The 16,157-nt window shown below is 61.1% G+C and carries 11 protein-coding genes; 8 read left to right on the top strand and 3 right to left on the bottom strand.

Going from position 1 to position 16,157, the window contains the following annotated elements; translation table 11 throughout:
- Window positions 1-155: 155 nt before the first annotated feature.
- Window positions 156-3,434, bottom strand: a complete 3,279-nt coding sequence (locus ABZX86_RS38380; RefSeq protein ID WP_355131074.1) for a DEAD/DEAH box helicase — start codon at window positions 3,432-3,434, stop codon at window positions 156-158.
- A 448-nt stretch (window positions 3,435-3,882) separates the two neighbouring features.
- Between ABZX86_RS38380 and ABZX86_RS38375 the strand changes: the two genes are divergently transcribed.
- From ABZX86_RS38375 to ABZX86_RS38350, 6 genes are all read left to right on the top strand, one after another.
- Window positions 3,883-4,281, top strand: a complete 399-nt coding sequence (locus ABZX86_RS38375; RefSeq protein WP_355131072.1) for a hypothetical protein — start codon at window positions 3,883-3,885, stop codon at window positions 4,279-4,281.
- The gene (locus tag ABZX86_RS38370; RefSeq protein WP_327141158.1) at window positions 4,278-4,922 is read left to right on the top strand and encodes a hypothetical protein; all 645 of its coding nucleotides are present in this window, start codon (window positions 4,278-4,280) and stop codon (window positions 4,920-4,922) included. Before ABZX86_RS38375 ends, ABZX86_RS38370 begins: the two co-directional genes overlap by 4 nt.
- The gene (locus ABZX86_RS38365; RefSeq protein WP_355131070.1) at window positions 4,922-10,018 is read left to right on the top strand and encodes a putative T7SS-secreted protein; all 5,097 of its coding nucleotides are present in this window, start codon (window positions 4,922-4,924) and stop codon (window positions 10,016-10,018) included. The genes ABZX86_RS38370 and ABZX86_RS38365 overlap by 1 nt, the downstream gene beginning before the upstream one ends.
- Before the next feature lie 93 nt (window positions 10,019-10,111).
- Window positions 10,112-10,549 carry a polymorphic toxin type 43 domain-containing protein gene (locus ABZX86_RS38360; protein WP_355131068.1) on the top strand — a complete coding sequence of 146 codons (438 nt, stop codon included), beginning with the start codon at window positions 10,112-10,114 and terminating at the stop codon, window positions 10,547-10,549.
- Window positions 10,524-10,967 (top strand): hypothetical protein, encoded by a 444-nt coding sequence (locus tag ABZX86_RS38355; RefSeq protein ID WP_355131066.1) that lies wholly within the window; start codon window positions 10,524-10,526, stop codon window positions 10,965-10,967. The genes ABZX86_RS38360 and ABZX86_RS38355 overlap by 26 nt, the downstream gene beginning before the upstream one ends.
- Before the next feature lie 1,614 nt (window positions 10,968-12,581).
- Complete coding sequence (locus ABZX86_RS38350) at window positions 12,582-13,148, top strand: hypothetical protein (protein ID WP_355131064.1); 567 nt, start codon at window positions 12,582-12,584, stop codon at window positions 13,146-13,148.
- A 624-nt stretch (window positions 13,149-13,772) separates the two neighbouring features.
- Here ABZX86_RS38350 and ABZX86_RS38345 read toward each other — a convergent pair.
- Window positions 13,773-14,237: a DUF4254 domain-containing protein gene (locus ABZX86_RS38345; protein WP_355131062.1), complete on the bottom strand. Its 465-nt coding sequence runs from the start codon at window positions 14,235-14,237 to the stop codon at window positions 13,773-13,775.
- 151 nt (window positions 14,238-14,388) lie between these two features.
- Between ABZX86_RS38345 and ABZX86_RS38340 the strand changes: the two genes are divergently transcribed.
- The gene (locus ABZX86_RS38340) at window positions 14,389-15,297 is read left to right on the top strand and encodes a DUF5753 domain-containing protein (RefSeq protein WP_355131060.1); all 909 of its coding nucleotides are present in this window, start codon (window positions 14,389-14,391) and stop codon (window positions 15,295-15,297) included.
- On the top strand, window positions 15,294-15,488 hold the full coding sequence (locus ABZX86_RS38335; protein ID WP_355131058.1) for a DUF397 domain-containing protein: 195 nt from the start codon (window positions 15,294-15,296) through the stop codon (window positions 15,486-15,488). The genes ABZX86_RS38340 and ABZX86_RS38335 overlap by 4 nt, the downstream gene beginning before the upstream one ends.
- Window positions 15,489-15,810: 322 nt before the next feature.
- Here the strand turns inward: ABZX86_RS38335 and ABZX86_RS38330 are convergent, their stop codons facing one another.
- Window positions 15,811-16,119, bottom strand: a complete 309-nt coding sequence (locus ABZX86_RS38330; RefSeq protein ID WP_355131056.1) for a hypothetical protein — start codon at window positions 16,117-16,119, stop codon at window positions 15,811-15,813.
- Between the last annotated feature and the right edge of the window lie 38 nt (window positions 16,120-16,157).

The raw sequence follows: 16,157 nt of genomic DNA, 5'->3' as shown, positions 1-16,157 counted from the left end.
GAACCCGGAAGCTAAGGCCACCTGCGCCGATGGTACTGCACTCGACAGGGTGTGGGAGAGTAGGACACCGCCGGAACATCATTCGCAAAACCCCCGAGCCTCGGCTCGGGGGTTTTGTCGTACACGGACACCTTATGGCGATCGGTACGCTCTTACTAGCGGCGTGGCACAGATGCTGCGAGAACATCGAAATAGCGCTGCTCACACCATAGTCGATGGTTTCCGATGACGTAGAAACGTCGTTTTGCGCGGGACACAGCGACATTGAGCAGATTCGGCTTCTCTGCCGCCCAGCGACGAGCGCCACCCGTCTGCATCGGTGTGCCCAGCACAAGGATCACAACGTCCGACTCCTGGCCCTGGACTGTGTGGACGGTTCCGACATTGTTGCGGGCGAACTCCCCATCGACGGCTTTGCCGGCGATCTTCTTGGCCCCTCGCACTACCTCACGAAACGGGCTGATCACACGAATCGTGCTCGGCAGCACCGCCGCTTCGTTGACCAGCCACTCGAGAAGTTCGGCGAGCTTTTCTCCCTCGGCCGGCACCCAATTGCCCTCCGCTACACCGGACTCGATATCGAACCAGGTGTTTTCGCCCGGAAATTGACTGCGTACCGGAGTGCCGAACACCATGAGGTCACCCCCATAGGCAATGGTATTGGATATCTGGAACATAGGTCGATCACAGCGTCGGTGAACACGCAGCGGCGCGCCTACCCACACCGGATCACCCCCTTCCGGTTCCGCCAGGTTGGTTCCCAAGCGCGCAAGACGATCCGCGACGCGCTGAGCAGAGGTCAAATCGGGAGTCCACCGCTCATGCACACGGTGGTGCTCCATCAGTGCCCGCTGCGCAGGAAGCGGCAGTGTAACAATCGGTTCCAGCTGCTGTGGATCTCCGACTATGATGGCCCGCCGAGCCCGCCAGATCCCGCCGACGGCTTGCTGAGGAGCCGCCTGTCCGGCTTCGTCGATGAAGAGCCAGCCGAAGGTCTCGCAACCCAATCCCGTGAACAGCCGAGGAAGTGAGGCGAACGTAGTCGACACCATCGGGACGACCAGGAACAGAGAGTGCCACACCGCGGTCAGTATCTCGGCGCTGGGCTTAGGAACGAGCGGGCTGCGCAGCATCGCGGACAGGACAGCCAGGTTGTGCTTCAACGGGGTAGCGGCCGCCGCAGCGAATGATCGGTGCAGGCGCAGAGCCTCGAGGAACAGTCGATGCCGTGCTGTGGTGAATTCCGCGTCGGCCCAGGCGTTGCAGAGCTGGAATCGCTCTTCATCGTCGAGCACATTCCCGAAAGGAACTGTGCCGGGCCATCGTTCGCAAGCTCGGTCGACCCGCTCCGCGATGTCTGTATAGGTTTCCACCGCGGTCGAGTGGATTTGGGTGAGGCGACGGTGTTCGGCCGCGACGGCCTCCGCGGCCTCGGCGCACACTGCGGCGGTTTTGTCCTTGTCGTCGAACTTATCTCTGGCATCCTTCCGCCCGGCTAGCAGTACGTTCCTCTCGGCGCGCCATCTGCCTCCCGCGCCGAACAGCGATTTCCAGAACCCTGGCTTGCCCGCCTCGTGTTCCTCGACCGCCTCCCGCGCTGCGGTCAGGTTGTCGGCTGCGCGATTCCGCTCGACTTCTGCTGTGTGGTGTTCTGCCTTCCGGGTCTCATAGGCCAGTTCGGCTGCCTCGAAACCCGCTGCAGCGGCTTCGATTACGATTCTCAATCGGCCGAGCTCCAGAATCTCGTCGGCGACGGCCTGCCGCTCGTCCGCGAGCCGATGGACCTCGGCTAGCGCGTTGCGAAATTCATTGCGAGCCGACCGCCAGTGGGTCGAGGTCTCACGGCTCCCGGCCGCCCGCGCCAGGATCTTCTGCATTCCGGCGATGGGGTCGTCGGCCGGATCGGGTGTCTGTTCGGGTTCCGAGGGATCGCGAGGGATTCCATCTTTACCCCACCAGAATCGCTTTGAGAAGCCCGTGCGGTTCTTCATATTGCCCAGTACAGCGGCTATCAATCCCCACGCTTCGTCGTCGAGAATGTGCGAGGCGAGCTCAGGGAAGTAGTCCGCAGCGAGCGCCTCTTCGCGCGCCCCGGCGACCGCGCCTACCGCGGGAATCTCCGCGGTGACGTTCGACGCGGCGTCATTGCTGGCCGTAGCGACCACGATTTCGAAGCCGGTGATGTCCGGACTCGGCATCCTGACTGTGAACGGCGCCTTACCGACTTGAACAGTTCCGAGCGACCGCGTGAATGCGGAAGCGGGATTGTCGTACGTTGCCAGACGAACCGCCCTCTCCACCACGACCGCGGCGAGTACATCCCGCAGCATGGTGGTTTTGCCGGTGCCGGGCGGTCCGTTGACTGCGAAAATTCCAGCGCTGTCGGATAGTTCGGCCATGAGTTCGTTGACTGCGAATTGCTGGCTGAGGACCAGCGGCTTGCTGGCGTCGCCGGGCCAGCGCCCGCCTGGGATTCGGCGCGGGCTCAGTCCTGCGACCACTGCGGTCTGGTTCGCTCTTACGTCGATCCGGCGCCCGGCATCGCAGTCATCGGAGAGGTAGCTTCGCAGTGCGATCCCGATGTCCTTCTGGGAGACCGCTTTCTCGATGTCGGCGAGATCCTGTGCGATGAAGCTGTTCAGGAAGTCCGCATCGACATCTACAACCCAATTCTTGGCAACCTGAGTGCATTTCACTCGAACACCACCGACGTCGAGCACTCCGGTGATACCGAGCGCATCACTGAGTTCTCCGCTGAATTGATGGAGATCCTCCGCGGAGAATGCGAATGTAGCCGGAGCGTCGGCGTCCTTGTCGGTGTCTTTCGCTTTGGCCGCAGCCGATTTCGCCACAATCTTCTCGACGAAGGTTCCTGCCGTGGCCCCTGCGATACCACCGGCCACCGGGCCCGCGACCGAAGTCACCGCAGCAGCCGTGGCCGCTGTCGCAGCGGTAGCCAGCCCCTTGGCCAGAGCCTCCCGCCCCGCATTCTTGGTTCGGTCACCCGCGGCCTTCCCGAGCGCGGAGAGTTTCGACACCGCGTCAGCGAACCCGGGTGAGGCGAGTTGATTCAATCCGGCTACGAATGCCTGTTCGTCATCATCGAAGCCATTCAACCAGCCCCGGTCGCCTGGGCCGGGCGACTGCAACCGGCCCATCGCCCACGCACAGGCGGAGAGTTTCGGCGAGTCCTCCAGCAGCGCCCCGCTGTGGTCGAGGGTGAGGGCGAACATCGCAGTTGTCCCGATCGGCCGAGCGTCTGGCTGCGCCTGTTCGGGACCGAAGGCGCGAATCAACTCGTTTCGGACCTGCTCGATCTGGTAGAGCCCGCCGTAAACCGTGAATCGCCATACCTTCCCCGGCGGCAGTGGGTAATCCCGCCACAGCGGATGCTCGGGTTCCCAAGGCGCTGGTCCGCCGGTCGCGATGCCCACGACAATCGGTTCGGATGCCCGGCTGGCCGTTTTGGGTACCTCCTGCGGGCTGAACATTTCGATAGCCCGCCAGAAGCGCAGCAGCTGAGTCGGTCGTTCGGTCCCACCCATGGCATCGTCCCCGTTCGCTGCCTACGCACACCCAGTAGTTTTTCTACCGTACGACACTTGACTTGAGTTGTCGTGAGAACTGTTGGCATCTAACGAGTTTGGGCCGCCGGTAGATGTCCGGTTTGGATGGATTGACGGCAGCGGCTCAGCGACGGCCCGTCCAGACCGCGGATATCGGACTGCGGTTGCAGTCGATCCCCGGCTCGCTGAAGTGCGAGCGTGGATTCGATCAGGGACGCCTCGACGGGGCGACTTCTTGCTCGGGTCGTCCCATGACCGTGCTGTAGGGTCAATCTGCTGCTGTTCGCGGGGGAACTGTTTGCAAGGGGGTGCTGTCTTGATCAGTGCTGATGATGGTCTGGAGGGGCTGCGGTCCGAGATTGTGGCGTTTTACGCCGGGTTCGGGCAGCCTGACTTATTGCGCCGGGCCTTCGAGCAAGCCGCGGTATTGGTGCCCTTGGTCGACACCGACCGCGTCTTCACCTCGCGGGTGCGCGAGATCGATTGGATCTGCGCCTTCACCAGCATGGAGGAATACGCTCGCTACATGGTCGCCCGAGGGGTCGCGGCCGATCACGAGTACAAGTACCAGACCTTGCTCGGCTGCCGTTTGATCGACTACGCGGCCTCACGCCCCGAGCCGACCGGCATATCGGTCGATTGCGCGGGCGCCGCGCCGGTGGCCTTCCCGCCGCAGCTCCTCGCCGAGGTCGACGAAGTAGGGGTGGGTTCGTGAGCGACGAACTGAAGGTCGAACCGGCCGTACTGAAACAGGCCGAGGCAGGCATCAACGCGATCATCGGCGAGCTCTCGGGCCTGGGCATCAAAGAAACCGGCGCACTGGGCCGGGGCTTCTCGCTGCTGGCGTTGTCACCCCTGGAGGCGGGCAAGGCGTCGGTGCAATCGACGTTCGAAACCTTCTGCGACCGCTGGTCGTGGGGTGTCCGCTCCCTGGTTCAGTCGGCGAACAATATGGCCGAGGCAGTCGGGTTGGCGGCCGGCCGCTATCACATGATGGATCAGCAGAGCGAGAACGCACTGAAAGAGGCCTACAGCGACCTGTTCAGCGACCCGCACCTGTCGAAGGATCAGATCGACAGCCGGTCGTGGAGCGAGACCTTCTCCGACAACGAGTTCAACGCGCTGGCTCACCCCGACTACAGCGATAAGTCGTTCCAGGACATGCTCAGCCACGTCGGCACCGACGCGCAAGCGGTCAAGGCGGTCGCCCCGCAGGCTCTGGCGAACGACCAGTTGTTCAAGAATCCGCTCGGCAATGACGGGGGAGCGGGGTGGAACACCGGCGCCGCCGCACGAGCAGCCCAGATCCTGCATCCCGATCCGGCAACCCCGGGTGTTGAAGGGGGACAACACTAGTGGGGCTCGGCGATTTCGTCGACAAGATCGGCGATGCGATCGAGAACGGCATCGACGAGGTCGAAACCAAGGCCGGCTCGATCATCGACCGCGGCACCTACGAGGTCGCCGACCTGGCCCGCGACGTCGGCGCGGATTCGGTCGCGTCCGCCATCCAGGACCTGGGCGACCAGATCGCCGACCACCAGGGCGGCGAGGTGCTCGAGCGGCAACTCGGCCAAACCAAGGACAAGACGGAACTCATCCGCGGCGAGCCGTCGAAGATCCACGACGTCGCCGACAAACTCCGCACCATGTCGACCTCGATCGAGTCGACCGGAAATGCGTTGCGCACCATCGATGTAGCGGACTGGACCGGCAAGGGCGCCGCCGCATTCCACAGCGCCTTCGACAAGCAGCCCAAGCTGTGGTGGACCGCGGGCGATGCATTCTCGAAAGCCGCAGCGCACCTGGATAATTGGTACTGGGCAGTCGTCACCGGCCAGGCGAAGGCGCAAGAGGCGATCGACAAGTGGGAGGCCGCCGACAAGGAGGAGAAATCCCAAAAGGACTCCTGGAACGCCTTGTCGGACAAGGACAAAAAGAAAACCACCCTCGTCGACACGTGGTCGCCGATGCGAGACGCAGCCCGCGACATCCTGAAAAACGCCCGCTCCCAACGCGACAGCATCGCAAGCACCGTAGTAAGCGGCCTCCAAGCCCAAACCCAGGACGCCCCCACCGAACCGTCCTTCACCGCCCGCTGGACCGACAACTTCGAAGACCTGAACGGCGTCTACGAAAACGGCAAAAACAGCTTCTACGCCGGAGTCCTGACCAGCTTCACCTCGATCGCCCAATTCGCCCGCTCAGTCGATGTCCTTGACCCCTACAACATCTCGCACCCGGCCCAATACATCTCGAGCATGTCCGACCTGGGCACCGGAATGGTCGTGGCCGCCGCAGACCCCGGCGCGACAGTCGGCGCCATGCTCTCGGACGCCCGCCAGAACCCCTTCGAGGCCGCGGGCGCGATCACCGGCAACGTCGTACTCACCGTCGCGACAGGTGGCGGCGGTTCCGCCAAGATCGGCGTCGATGCCCTAGACGAGCTCAGCAACGCCACCAAGGTCACCAAGGCCACCACCAGCGTGCTCGAAGACGTCCCCAGCGCAGCCCCCGGCCGTGCCCTGCCGCGCGGTGACGCCCCGGTAGCTCCTGCACGCACCGAACCGAAACCGGACCGCGCCGGAACTCCCAACGAATCGGGAGCCCCATCGGAGACCCGCCCGAACGCGACGAAACCGGATGCTCCTGATGCCCAGGCCCCGAAGGCAGGCCTGCCGCGTCCCGACGGTGCCGCTCCAGGTGCTGCTGCACCGGAGGGCGGCGGCCGCGCTGCTGCCCCGCATCCGGACGGCGCTGCACCACAAGCCAATCCAGTCGCCGATGCCCGTCCTAACGAGGTAGCGCCGGACTCTTCATCCCCAGGTCCGCACCAGGAACAGCCTGTCGCGCAACCGCATCCGGCGAACGAGCATGCCCCAGACGCCGACTCATCGGCACCACGCCGGGACCAGGATGCCCCGCGGTCGAATCCGGAGAAAGCTTCGCAACCAGATCCCGATTCCAGCGCGCCCCACAATGATCGGCCTGCGGACATAGCTCCGGCCCGCGCAGAGAACCCGATCCCGGAGGCGACCCCGAAACTGGAGACCACTCCGCCTGCCTTCCATGAACCCGGTTCGGCTGCGCCACACGGCGAATCACCGAACACGTTGCGTGACTCAGGCGGTAGCGGCCCGCATATCGAGCCAGATCGCAACCCCGCGCATCCCGCAGATCCTGACGGCACCCACGCCGGCGGACACGACGCCTCGCCAGAACATGGCGCCCCAAACCACGAGCAGCCAGCGCAGGTCGCACACAACCCGACGCTGGATGAGCGTGCGGTCGCCGACCAGCCGGCACCAGAGCATGCGCGCAGCGGGCACCCAGAGGACACCAGCGACCTCCACGACAAGACGGTCACAGAGGATCCGGTAGACATCGCCACCGGCGCATTCCTGCTTCCGGAGACCGATCTCGATCTCCCGGGCGTGCTGGGGCTGGTGCTACGGCGAACCCACCGTTCGAGCTACAGGTTCGGCCGTTGGTTCGGGCCGTCCTGGTCCGCGACCCTCGATTTGCGCCTGATCGTCGATGCCGAGGGAGTGACATTCCTTGGCGAGGATGGTCTGCTACTCGCATTCCCGCACGCCTCGGCTGGGGTTGCCGTCGAGTCGACGGCCGGCGGCCACACTCTGACCCGCACCGAAACTGGCGGCTATCAGGTACAGGACACGGACCGGGAGTTGACCTGGCATTTCGCGCCTGAGTCCGGTCTCGACGGGCTGGACGTCCAGCTGGGCAATTTCGCGATCAGCGCGATCACCGATCAGCACCACAATCGAATCCGCTTCCACTATGACGCTGGTGGCGCCCCCGTCTCTGTGACCCATTCCGGCGGTTACAGAGTCGATATCGATACGGCAGGCGGGCGGGTCATCGCCTTGACGGTTGTCGGCGCCGATCAGACCGAAATCCGCACGAAGGTAAAGGGATTCGACTATCAGGTAGGCAACCTGGTCGCTGTCACGAACGCTGTCGGCGCTGTCACCCGCTACACCTACGACGAGCACGCGCGGATGGTGTCGTGGACCGACTCGAACGCCAACTCGATGCTCAATATCTACGACAACGCCGGACGGGTAGTCGCCCAGCACGGTACCGCTGGGATTCTCAGCTGCAGCTTGGATTACTTGCCGTTCCCCGACGACACCGGCACCCTGACGACGGTCACAGACTCGCTCGGCAGTGTCACCACCCACGGCTTCGACCGTGACCTTCGCCTGCGGGACCTGGTTGATCCGACTGGTGCCAGAACCCACATCGACTACAACGCCGAACGCAGGCCGCTCGAAGTCGTTGCGCCAGATGGTGCGACGACGCGCTACCGCTACACCGAGCTGGGTGATGTAGCTCAGATCATTCGCCCTGACGGCGCCACAATTACCGCGGAGTACGCCCGACGCAATCGCCCAGCCGCAGTCACAGACGCCGACGGCAGTGTGCGGCAACAAGAGTGGGACGGTACCGGTCTCCTGACCGCCACGATCAATACGATGGGTGGTCGAACCGACTACGTCCACCACGCCAACGGCGCCGTCGCATCGATTGTGGGCCCGACGGGTGCACGCACGACCTTCGATGTCGATCCGGCCGGCCTGCCGGTCGCGGTAACCGACCCGAACGGTGGAGTCACCCGCACCGAAAGGGACAACTTCGGCCGCCCTGTCCGAGTCACGAATCCCTTGGGCGCGGCGACACACTACGTGTGGGCGCCGAACGGAAAACTGCTGCAGCGCACCGACCCTGATGGCCACAACGAATCGTGGACCTGGGACGGCGAGGGCAATCTACTCACCCAGACCACCCCCACCGGCGCCGTCACCCGCTTTACCTACGGCGCCTTCGATCTCATGGAATCCCGCACCGACCCCGACGGATCGGTCACCCGCTACACCTGGGACACCGAGCGCCGCCTCACCGGCGTCCTCAACCCTCTCGGCCAGACCTGGAAGTACGAATACGACCGCGTGGGTCGGCTGATCGCAGAAACCGACTACTCGGGCGCCGTCAACCGCTACACCCACGACAGGGTCGGCCGCGTCGTCACCGCAACGAACGCGACCGAGGTGACACGACGGCACACCTATGATGTGCTCGGCCGAGTCACCGAGATCGCCGCGGATAGCGGCGAATGGCTGCGTTACAGCCACAATCCGGCCGGTCGAGTTCTGACCGCCACGTCGGGTCTCGGTGAAAACCCAATCCACACACTGGAGTACACCTACTCAGCGAGCGGACAAGCGGTCTCGCAACGGCTGGATGACCAGCCGGAGATGCGGTTCGACTACGACGAACACGGCCGCCGCATCCGCCGCACGACGCCGAGCGGCGCGGTCACCAACTGGCAGTGGGACCCCGCGAGCCGCGCGCGCAGCATGTCCGTCGACGGCCACCACATCGACTTCTCCTACGACTCGATCGGCCGATCGACTGGATGGCGAGTCGGCGAACTGGCGGTCCGCCACACGTTGTCCGGAAACGGTCTCGTATCCGCCAGGGAGATCACCGGATTCCCAGCATCGTCACTGAACCTCGATACAACAGCTGCGATCCGCCCAGCACCACACGTCGTGCGTCATGACAACTACACCTACCGACCCGACGGCTACCTCATTCGCCACACAACTAACGGCTCGACTCGTTCTGGCCTGCAGCGTGACTACACACTCGACGAGGTTGGCCGCATCACTGCGATCAGCCATGATGATGTCTTGGCCGAGGCCTATTCGTACGACCCGCTCAGCAACATCGTCACCTGCAATCTCGCCAACGAGATCCGCCCGCCTGGCGAATCAGGTTCAGCGACAACGGAAGCGCAATTCGATCGCACGGTTGCTACACACACAGATTCGAGGGCTGACGGTTATCGTGAATACCGCAACAATCTGTTGATCCGGGACGGGCGCACGCGCTACCGCTATGACGCCCTAGGCCGCCTGATCCGCAAAACGACCACCAGGATCTCGCGCAAGCCTGACGTCTGGCACTACCGCTACAACGCTTTTCATCAGCTCGTCGACGTCTGGACCCCTGTCGGGCAGCATTGGCACTACACCTACGACGCCACCGGTTGTCGCGTCGGCAAGCAGTGCCTGGCCGCTGACGGCACCATCCTGGACCGCACCGATTACTCCTGGGACGGCACCTACCTCGTCGAACAGACCACCACCGATGCCACCACACGCTGGCACTACCAACCGAATTCCCGCACGCCGATTACACAGTCCACTGGTCAGAACACGGTCGACCGTGCATTCTACGTAATCGTCGCTGATCTCGTTGGAACTCCGACTGATCTCATTGACTCTGGAACGGCCGAAATAGTCGCAACGGCATCATCGAATTTGTGGGGCGTTACTTCCTGGAAGGGCAAGACCGATACACCCCTTCGCTTTCCCGGCCAGATCCATGACAGGGAAACAGGGTTTCATTACAATCTGCACTGATACTACAATCCTTCGACCGGAAATTACATTACAAGAGATCCGCTGGGTCTGGCGCCGTCGGTAAATCCGAACACTTACCCGCATAATCCGACTGTGTGGTCAGACCCATTGGGGTTAACCCCTGATGGGTGCAAGCAGGAGGGTGAAAAGCTACACGGCAGCGGTCCAGCTCCCGGTGCAATCGAGGCAAGCGATCGTGTAAAGTCCTTTGCGGCACTTCATAACTACCACCCGTCTCATGGTGTCGAGTTCGTATTCGATCCCAATAATGGGAGGTTCGCCGTTGGCGAAATTGCGCCGTATGAGCGTTCCGGTATCGATGGAAGTCCACATGAGAAACTTGCTCGTAGTATCGGTGCTGATCCCTCTAGTGTCGTTGGTGGGATGTTCTGGAACGATGTCGGAGATTGCATGCGTACAAATGAAGCGAGTGGACATTTCTGGCAGAATTGGAACGGCGATGTTCGCGCCCAGTTCATTGAGACGATGAAAGGATACGGATTCGATGTCTTCCACCATGGAGGAAAGTAGTCCAAATGCGCATTGGATTCCATTTTTCCGGTTTAAGTCCGATATTTGGCTCGGGCTGGTGGGCGACATGCTTTATGTTGGCACTTTAGATGGGCCCTTAAAATCGATCGAACCGGATAATTCGGTGGCCCTACTGCCTCTGCTGGAGTTCGGATACTCCGAGGTAGTCTCCGCGGTGAGTGCGCGAGAGGATGAACTCGGCTGGCCGAAGAATAGTATTATGTCAAACATTCGACCCATTTTGCTGCTTCAAGCAGCCATCTCGATGGAGAGTGTGTACTGGACCGAGCTCGCGCTGAAATGGGTTGATCCTTTGTCGGTGACAGAACAGGAGAGGGCGATATTGATAGATCTCCAACAATGTGACTGGGCAACTCAGGCTATTAAGCATAAAGTGAAGGCGTATCTGCGACAGTGAAGTAGCAAGGACTACGGTGAGTCGGATCTCAATCCGGGTGCGGTCATGATCGAATCGAAAGGCGCCCAAAACGTGCAAAATGGCCAGCGTATTTGTGGTACTGCAATGTCTATTTCTATCTTTCCGACGGGACAATAGTGCATGGAGGAGTACTGCTATCAACAGCAGGCCGCTCTGGTGTCGGGTCCTAAATTTTTTGAAGATTCGACGGAACGCATATGCCCGGTGTGTGAAAAAAGGGCCGTGCGTACGTATATCTACCGAAACAGTGCAACCCATAGGGTGACTCGCATAACTTATATGTGGTGTGCATCGTGTCGTCGATTCAAAGGTTGGACGGGGCCAGATACTGATGGCCTGATTATGTCGGACCCGCTTAAAACTCTATCTTCTGGCGAGCGGCGTAAACTAGAAGATGACCCCGATGCATTCTTTGTGTTGCTTGACGGATTATGGGATGCCGGGAAGCTGCCGCAGAAATTCACACGCGAGTTTTGATGTTATTAGTATCCCTATTATCTTAATTCTGCTAGATCTTAATATGAGGGTCCATGAATGTGTCGGCATGGACACGACTTCTCGAAGAGGCTGTCGGGATGGGGATTGTCGATAATGCAGCTCTGATAGGGGTTGATCGTAGCTCTTTTATTCGGATTGGCCGGATTGAAACCTCTGTTCTTCTGAGTACCTACGGGAGGCGATTACGGCATGCCGGTGATAACGCGGAGCTGCTGAAACAAACTGAAGATCTCGTGCGATTACTGCAGTCGTATCAAAGTAAGTATCTTTCATGGATCTCAGTGCAATCGGGCGCTGGATTTTATAGAGGCTTTCTTGCGGATTCGGAGGGATTCGATATCCTATTTTGGATGAAAATGCTTGATAGGCCAGGCTGTGAATAATCCTGTCCGTCATTATGATTCGGGGCGGTTACTGCTGGAGTTCGCAGGGCAGATTCTGGTGGTGTGCCCACGATGTGGTGGTCGCGCGCTGAACCTTCGTCGGCCCGATCTCCCCGCGCCTCAATACTGGACTCAGTTTTTGTATCAGCCACGGCGGCTTGTCTGCGTCAGATGCGATGTTGCTGTCGACTGGACGCGACATGCAGGTCGTTCCACGCGTGCAAGCAGCGGGCAAAACATTGACCGAGTGGATCCGCACTTCGGGCAACCTCTGTGGTTGCAAACCCGTTGTGCTGGGCACATTCTTTGGGCACTGAACGTGGAACATGTTGAAGAATTGGCTGCTTACGTAGGTGCGAGGCTGCGTGAACGAAGCGGAAGCCACTCCACGAGTGCAATGTTCGCCCGACTGCCGCTGTGGATGAAAAGCGCCGACAATCGTGTGCGTGTCCTGGCCGGCCTCGATCGATTGCGATTCCTAGCCGAGCGGTCGACGCCCGACGATCGTGCTGGTGCCCCATATTGACTGCCTGCCAGTATGTCTCGGAGGTCACCGTGTTAGTGCCGTGTCCAAGGAGATCGCAGTCGGTAGGTCCCCGAGGCGAGCCCTCAACTTCCGTGACACGGGCCCTTAGAACCTGTGAGCAGACTGCTCACAGCCGGGGAGAAACAGGGGTGCGCCAGGGATTTTCGTGGTGCACACTGTCGTGTTATGGAGATCGCGGAAGGAGAGCTGCGGCGTCTTCGGTCTGGGCCAGGAGCGCAGGACGAGCAGCGGCAATTCTTCGTACGCGCCCGGTTCACCGCCGAGGATCCAGTCCAGGTCATAGCTAATGCGCGTGCTGTGCTGACGTGTGTGGTTGAGCAGGTGGCTGACTGGCCTGCATTCGATCGGTGGCAACAGCTGCTGCCGGAGTGGTTCATTCAACGGTCCGCACCAGAGCACGTCGAGCCTGAGCAGAGCGACCCCTCGAACGTAGAGGCGTGGCTGCGGCAATGGCGGGCGAAGACCCCTGAGCAGAAGGCAGTCGCGTGCCAGGGGCCATGGTCACTCTCGGACTGGCTGTTCTACTTCGACACGACCGAGGAAGGTCGCGGTGACGATCGCAGCTGGTGGTGGTGGCACGCGGGAACCGAAGTGTCAGGCGAGGGTTGGGTTCAGGTGGCCACTACTGGATGGCCGTTCGAAACCGGTTCGCTGTCCTGGTTGATCGAGGCCAGCGGCGGCAGCGATCTCGCTTATGGGCCCGGAGTTTCAGAGTGCGTCCGCCACGACTGAGCGGGCAGAGCAATGTTGGAGACGGTGATATGGACGCGGCTCAAGTAAAGCAGCTCATTCTTGCAGCTAGCTCACGGGGGCTCGTCGCGGAGGAAGCCCTTGCGGGGATTCACGATCGGGATGCCGTAGTTAGTCGCCGGGTGCCAACTTCGAATCTCTTGAGCACATACTCTCGCCGTTTGCGTCGAACGGGACGCGACGCCGACCTGTTGAATCAGACCGAGAAACTTGTTGAGCTGCTGCGACGGTATCCGGGCGACGAAATTGCAATGATAAGCGTGTATCTGGGGAACGGTGGATCACGCTTACTGCTTGCGAATTCGGACGAATCTGAATCATCTTTTGGATGAAGATGTTCGAGCAACCTCCATCCTAGGCAGCCTTGCCGCTGAGGTGTATCTCCTGTGCCGGGTGATCGTGGTGTGGTGTGCTTCACTACGGAAGTTGCTGCGCTCGTGTGCTATTCGAGACGAGATAGCGGCAACGGTCCACCCGTCGGTAGATGATGCACGGCCGTGGGAAGGAATCGTGCTCAGGAACCAAACCAGAACGCTGCCGGTGGTGAGGCCGATGAGGAAGGGCAGCCATGCTGTGGTCATTGTGCACCTCTTTCGGTGAGGGATCTCAAATCTGCTGGTGTTGACGGTCTTCCGGCTGAGGAGTGGTGTAGTCAGGGATGCGGCGGGTGCGCGCGGTCAGGTCGTGGGAGAGGTCTGCGTAGGCGAGGGACAGTTCTGCGAGGCGTTTCCATGCGTAGTGCAGTCGGCACTCGGAGGCGGGGCTGCTCAGTGCTGTATAGGCGTCGACTGAAAAGTGGGCGATTCGGTCGATGACCATACCGACCGTTTCGGTGTGAAGGGCTGCGGCGGCATATGGCCGCGGTAGTTCCTGCGCGATCCAGCGGTCGATGTCGTGTATCAATCTGGCTCGGGTGCAGTCGATTTCGGCAAGGGCTTCGGGATCCGCGGCGTGCCAGGCTTCGTGGAGACTGGCCAGTTCATACGCGGCTTGTAGAAGCGGATGCGGTAGAGCGACAGTGCCCGTGCAGGCCTCCAGGAGCAGGTCCTTCGACGGCAGATGGTTTGTCATTCGTTGCTCCCCTCGGCATTCGCGTTCGTTACTTCAGTAGACGCCTGCGGCAATAGAATTGGAATGTCCAGCTGGGCATGTGCGGAAGACAGCGAGCAGTCCAGCCAGGGGCATTCCAGAACGGAGATTCCCAGATAGCGAGGCTAACGAAATGGCCGGATCATCGCTTCCCCGAAGGGCTCTCGGTCGCAGGCTGCGCGGCTACCGAGTTCAGTCGAAAAAGAGCCAGCTGGCAGCCGGTCTGCACATCGAGCTATCGCCGCAGAGCATCGGCCGAATGGAGGATGGGCAGAAAGTGAAGATCTGCTCGTCACAAATCCGGGACCTGCTCGACTTCTACGAGGTTTTGGATCCGAGTGAGGGTCGAGAGGAAGTCCTCAGGCTGTGGCAGGAGGTGAAAGACCAGGCGCATGCAGCGAAACTGGCTGGCACGACCAAAGGTTGGTGGCAGGCGTACACCGACCAGTACGCACCGCACTTCGACCATTACCTTGGTCTGGAGGCTGTCGCGACGCACCTGACCACTCATCAGGTTGTGCTCTTGCCGGGATTGCTGCAGACGGCCGGCTACCGGCGGGCCGTGAGTTACATCGGGGACCCGAGCCTGTCTGCGGCCGACATGGACCGGAGACTGGAACTTGCTGCCCACCGGCAGGTTCGACTGGCGGATCCGAACTTCCGCGTCGACATCCTGCTGTCGGAGAGTGTGCTTCGACATACGCCCGGTGGTGCGGTCGTCATGGTCGAGCAGATGAACCACATTCTTGAACTGATCGGTACCCGGCCGAATCTGTCGATACGGATCGTTCCGATGAACGCCGGAAGCCATCTGGGCCTACTCGTACAGTCCTTCACTTTGCTGGAATTCCCTCCTCTCGCCAGCCATCTCGTAGAGCCGCCCGTGGTCTATGTGGAGGGCTACGAAGGTGGGTTGTACCTGGAGCGAGCAGACATGATCGACCGGCATCGCCGGGCGATTACGGACATTCAGCGGGTAGCGTTGAGCGAGGATGACACCAAGCAGTTGGTGCAGCAGATGGTGAAGGAGTCCGGGACGTGACCGTAGACCTGTCCGGTGTCCAGTGGTTCAAGAGCACCTATAGCCAGCCCAATGCGGATTGCGTTGAGATCGCCCATCTGTCGTGCTCGGCGGTCGGGGTTCGTGACTCGAAGAATCCAGAAGGACCTGCGCTGGTGTTCTCCGCTGATCAGTGGGACAGGTTCCTCGCGAGCGAGGTTTGGCAACGCTGAACTGTTCTGGCGGGCAGCCTCATTCGAGGCATTGATGGTTGGGAGTCGGCCGGGAGATGTGGGATTCGTTCTAATGCACAGCACAGTGATCAACTGCAGGCCGTAGCCCCGACTCGGCGAAGGCTGGATCGAACTGTGCGCCGGTTCTCCAAACCGCTGGGGCTGCAGCGACCTTCCTGACGAGATTCGCCACCGGCGCCAGTTCCTGGTCGGCAGTTCGGTTGCCCTCCCCGGGCGCCCTGGAGTACCGGAGCCAGCGGATCGAAAGAAGAAGGTTGGCGCAGGCTCGCGTACGGATCAACTCGATGATCCAGCAGCTCGGTCATTCAGAGGCTGTTGCTGCAAAAATCGGATTCGGATTAGGGCGCGCCCGAACATTCGGTTCTGTGGCTACCGTTACCGAGGGGAGAGAGCCCAGCTGACCTGAATCTTTGTACACCACGGGAATTCCGCCCGCTATAGCGAATGATAGATCGCCGTCCATGAGCCACTCGCGTGCGCCTACCTTGAACACGTACAGCTCATCGGTCTCGACGATTTCTTGATCGTCGACATAAAAGGTGCCAGGACTCCACTTCTGCCTGAAGTGGCTGATAATGGTCTCGAATGCCTGGTCGTACGTTGTGGTCATGATTTCCCTCTTAGCTATGGTCTCGGGCGCTCGGCACC

It is taken from the genome of Nocardia sp. NPDC006630, assembly GCF_040611495.1.
GTDB lineage: Bacteria > Actinomycetota > Actinomycetes > Mycobacteriales > Mycobacteriaceae > Nocardia.
The sequence above is the reverse complement of the archived record's forward strand: the minus strand, read 5'-3'. Positions and strand labels throughout refer to the sequence as shown.

Bases quoted from the DNA above. Each gene is read 5' to 3' on its own strand.
- ABZX86_RS38355 (WP_355131066.1), top strand. From the start codon at position 10,524: ATGTCTTCCACCATGGAGGAAAGTAGTCCAAATGCGCATTGGATTCCA.
- ABZX86_RS38350 (WP_355131064.1), top strand. From the start codon at position 12,582: ATGGAGATCGCGGAAGGAGAGCTGCGGCGTCTTCGGTCTGGGCCAGGA.
- ABZX86_RS38345 (WP_355131062.1), bottom strand. From the start codon at position 14,237: ATGACAAACCATCTGCCGTCGAAGGACCTGCTCCTGGAGGCCTGCACG.
- ABZX86_RS38340 (WP_355131060.1), top strand. From the start codon at position 14,389: ATGGCCGGATCATCGCTTCCCCGAAGGGCTCTCGGTCGCAGGCTGCGC.
- ABZX86_RS38330 (WP_355131056.1), bottom strand. From the start codon at position 16,119: ATGACCACAACGTACGACCAGGCATTCGAGACCATTATCAGCCACTTC.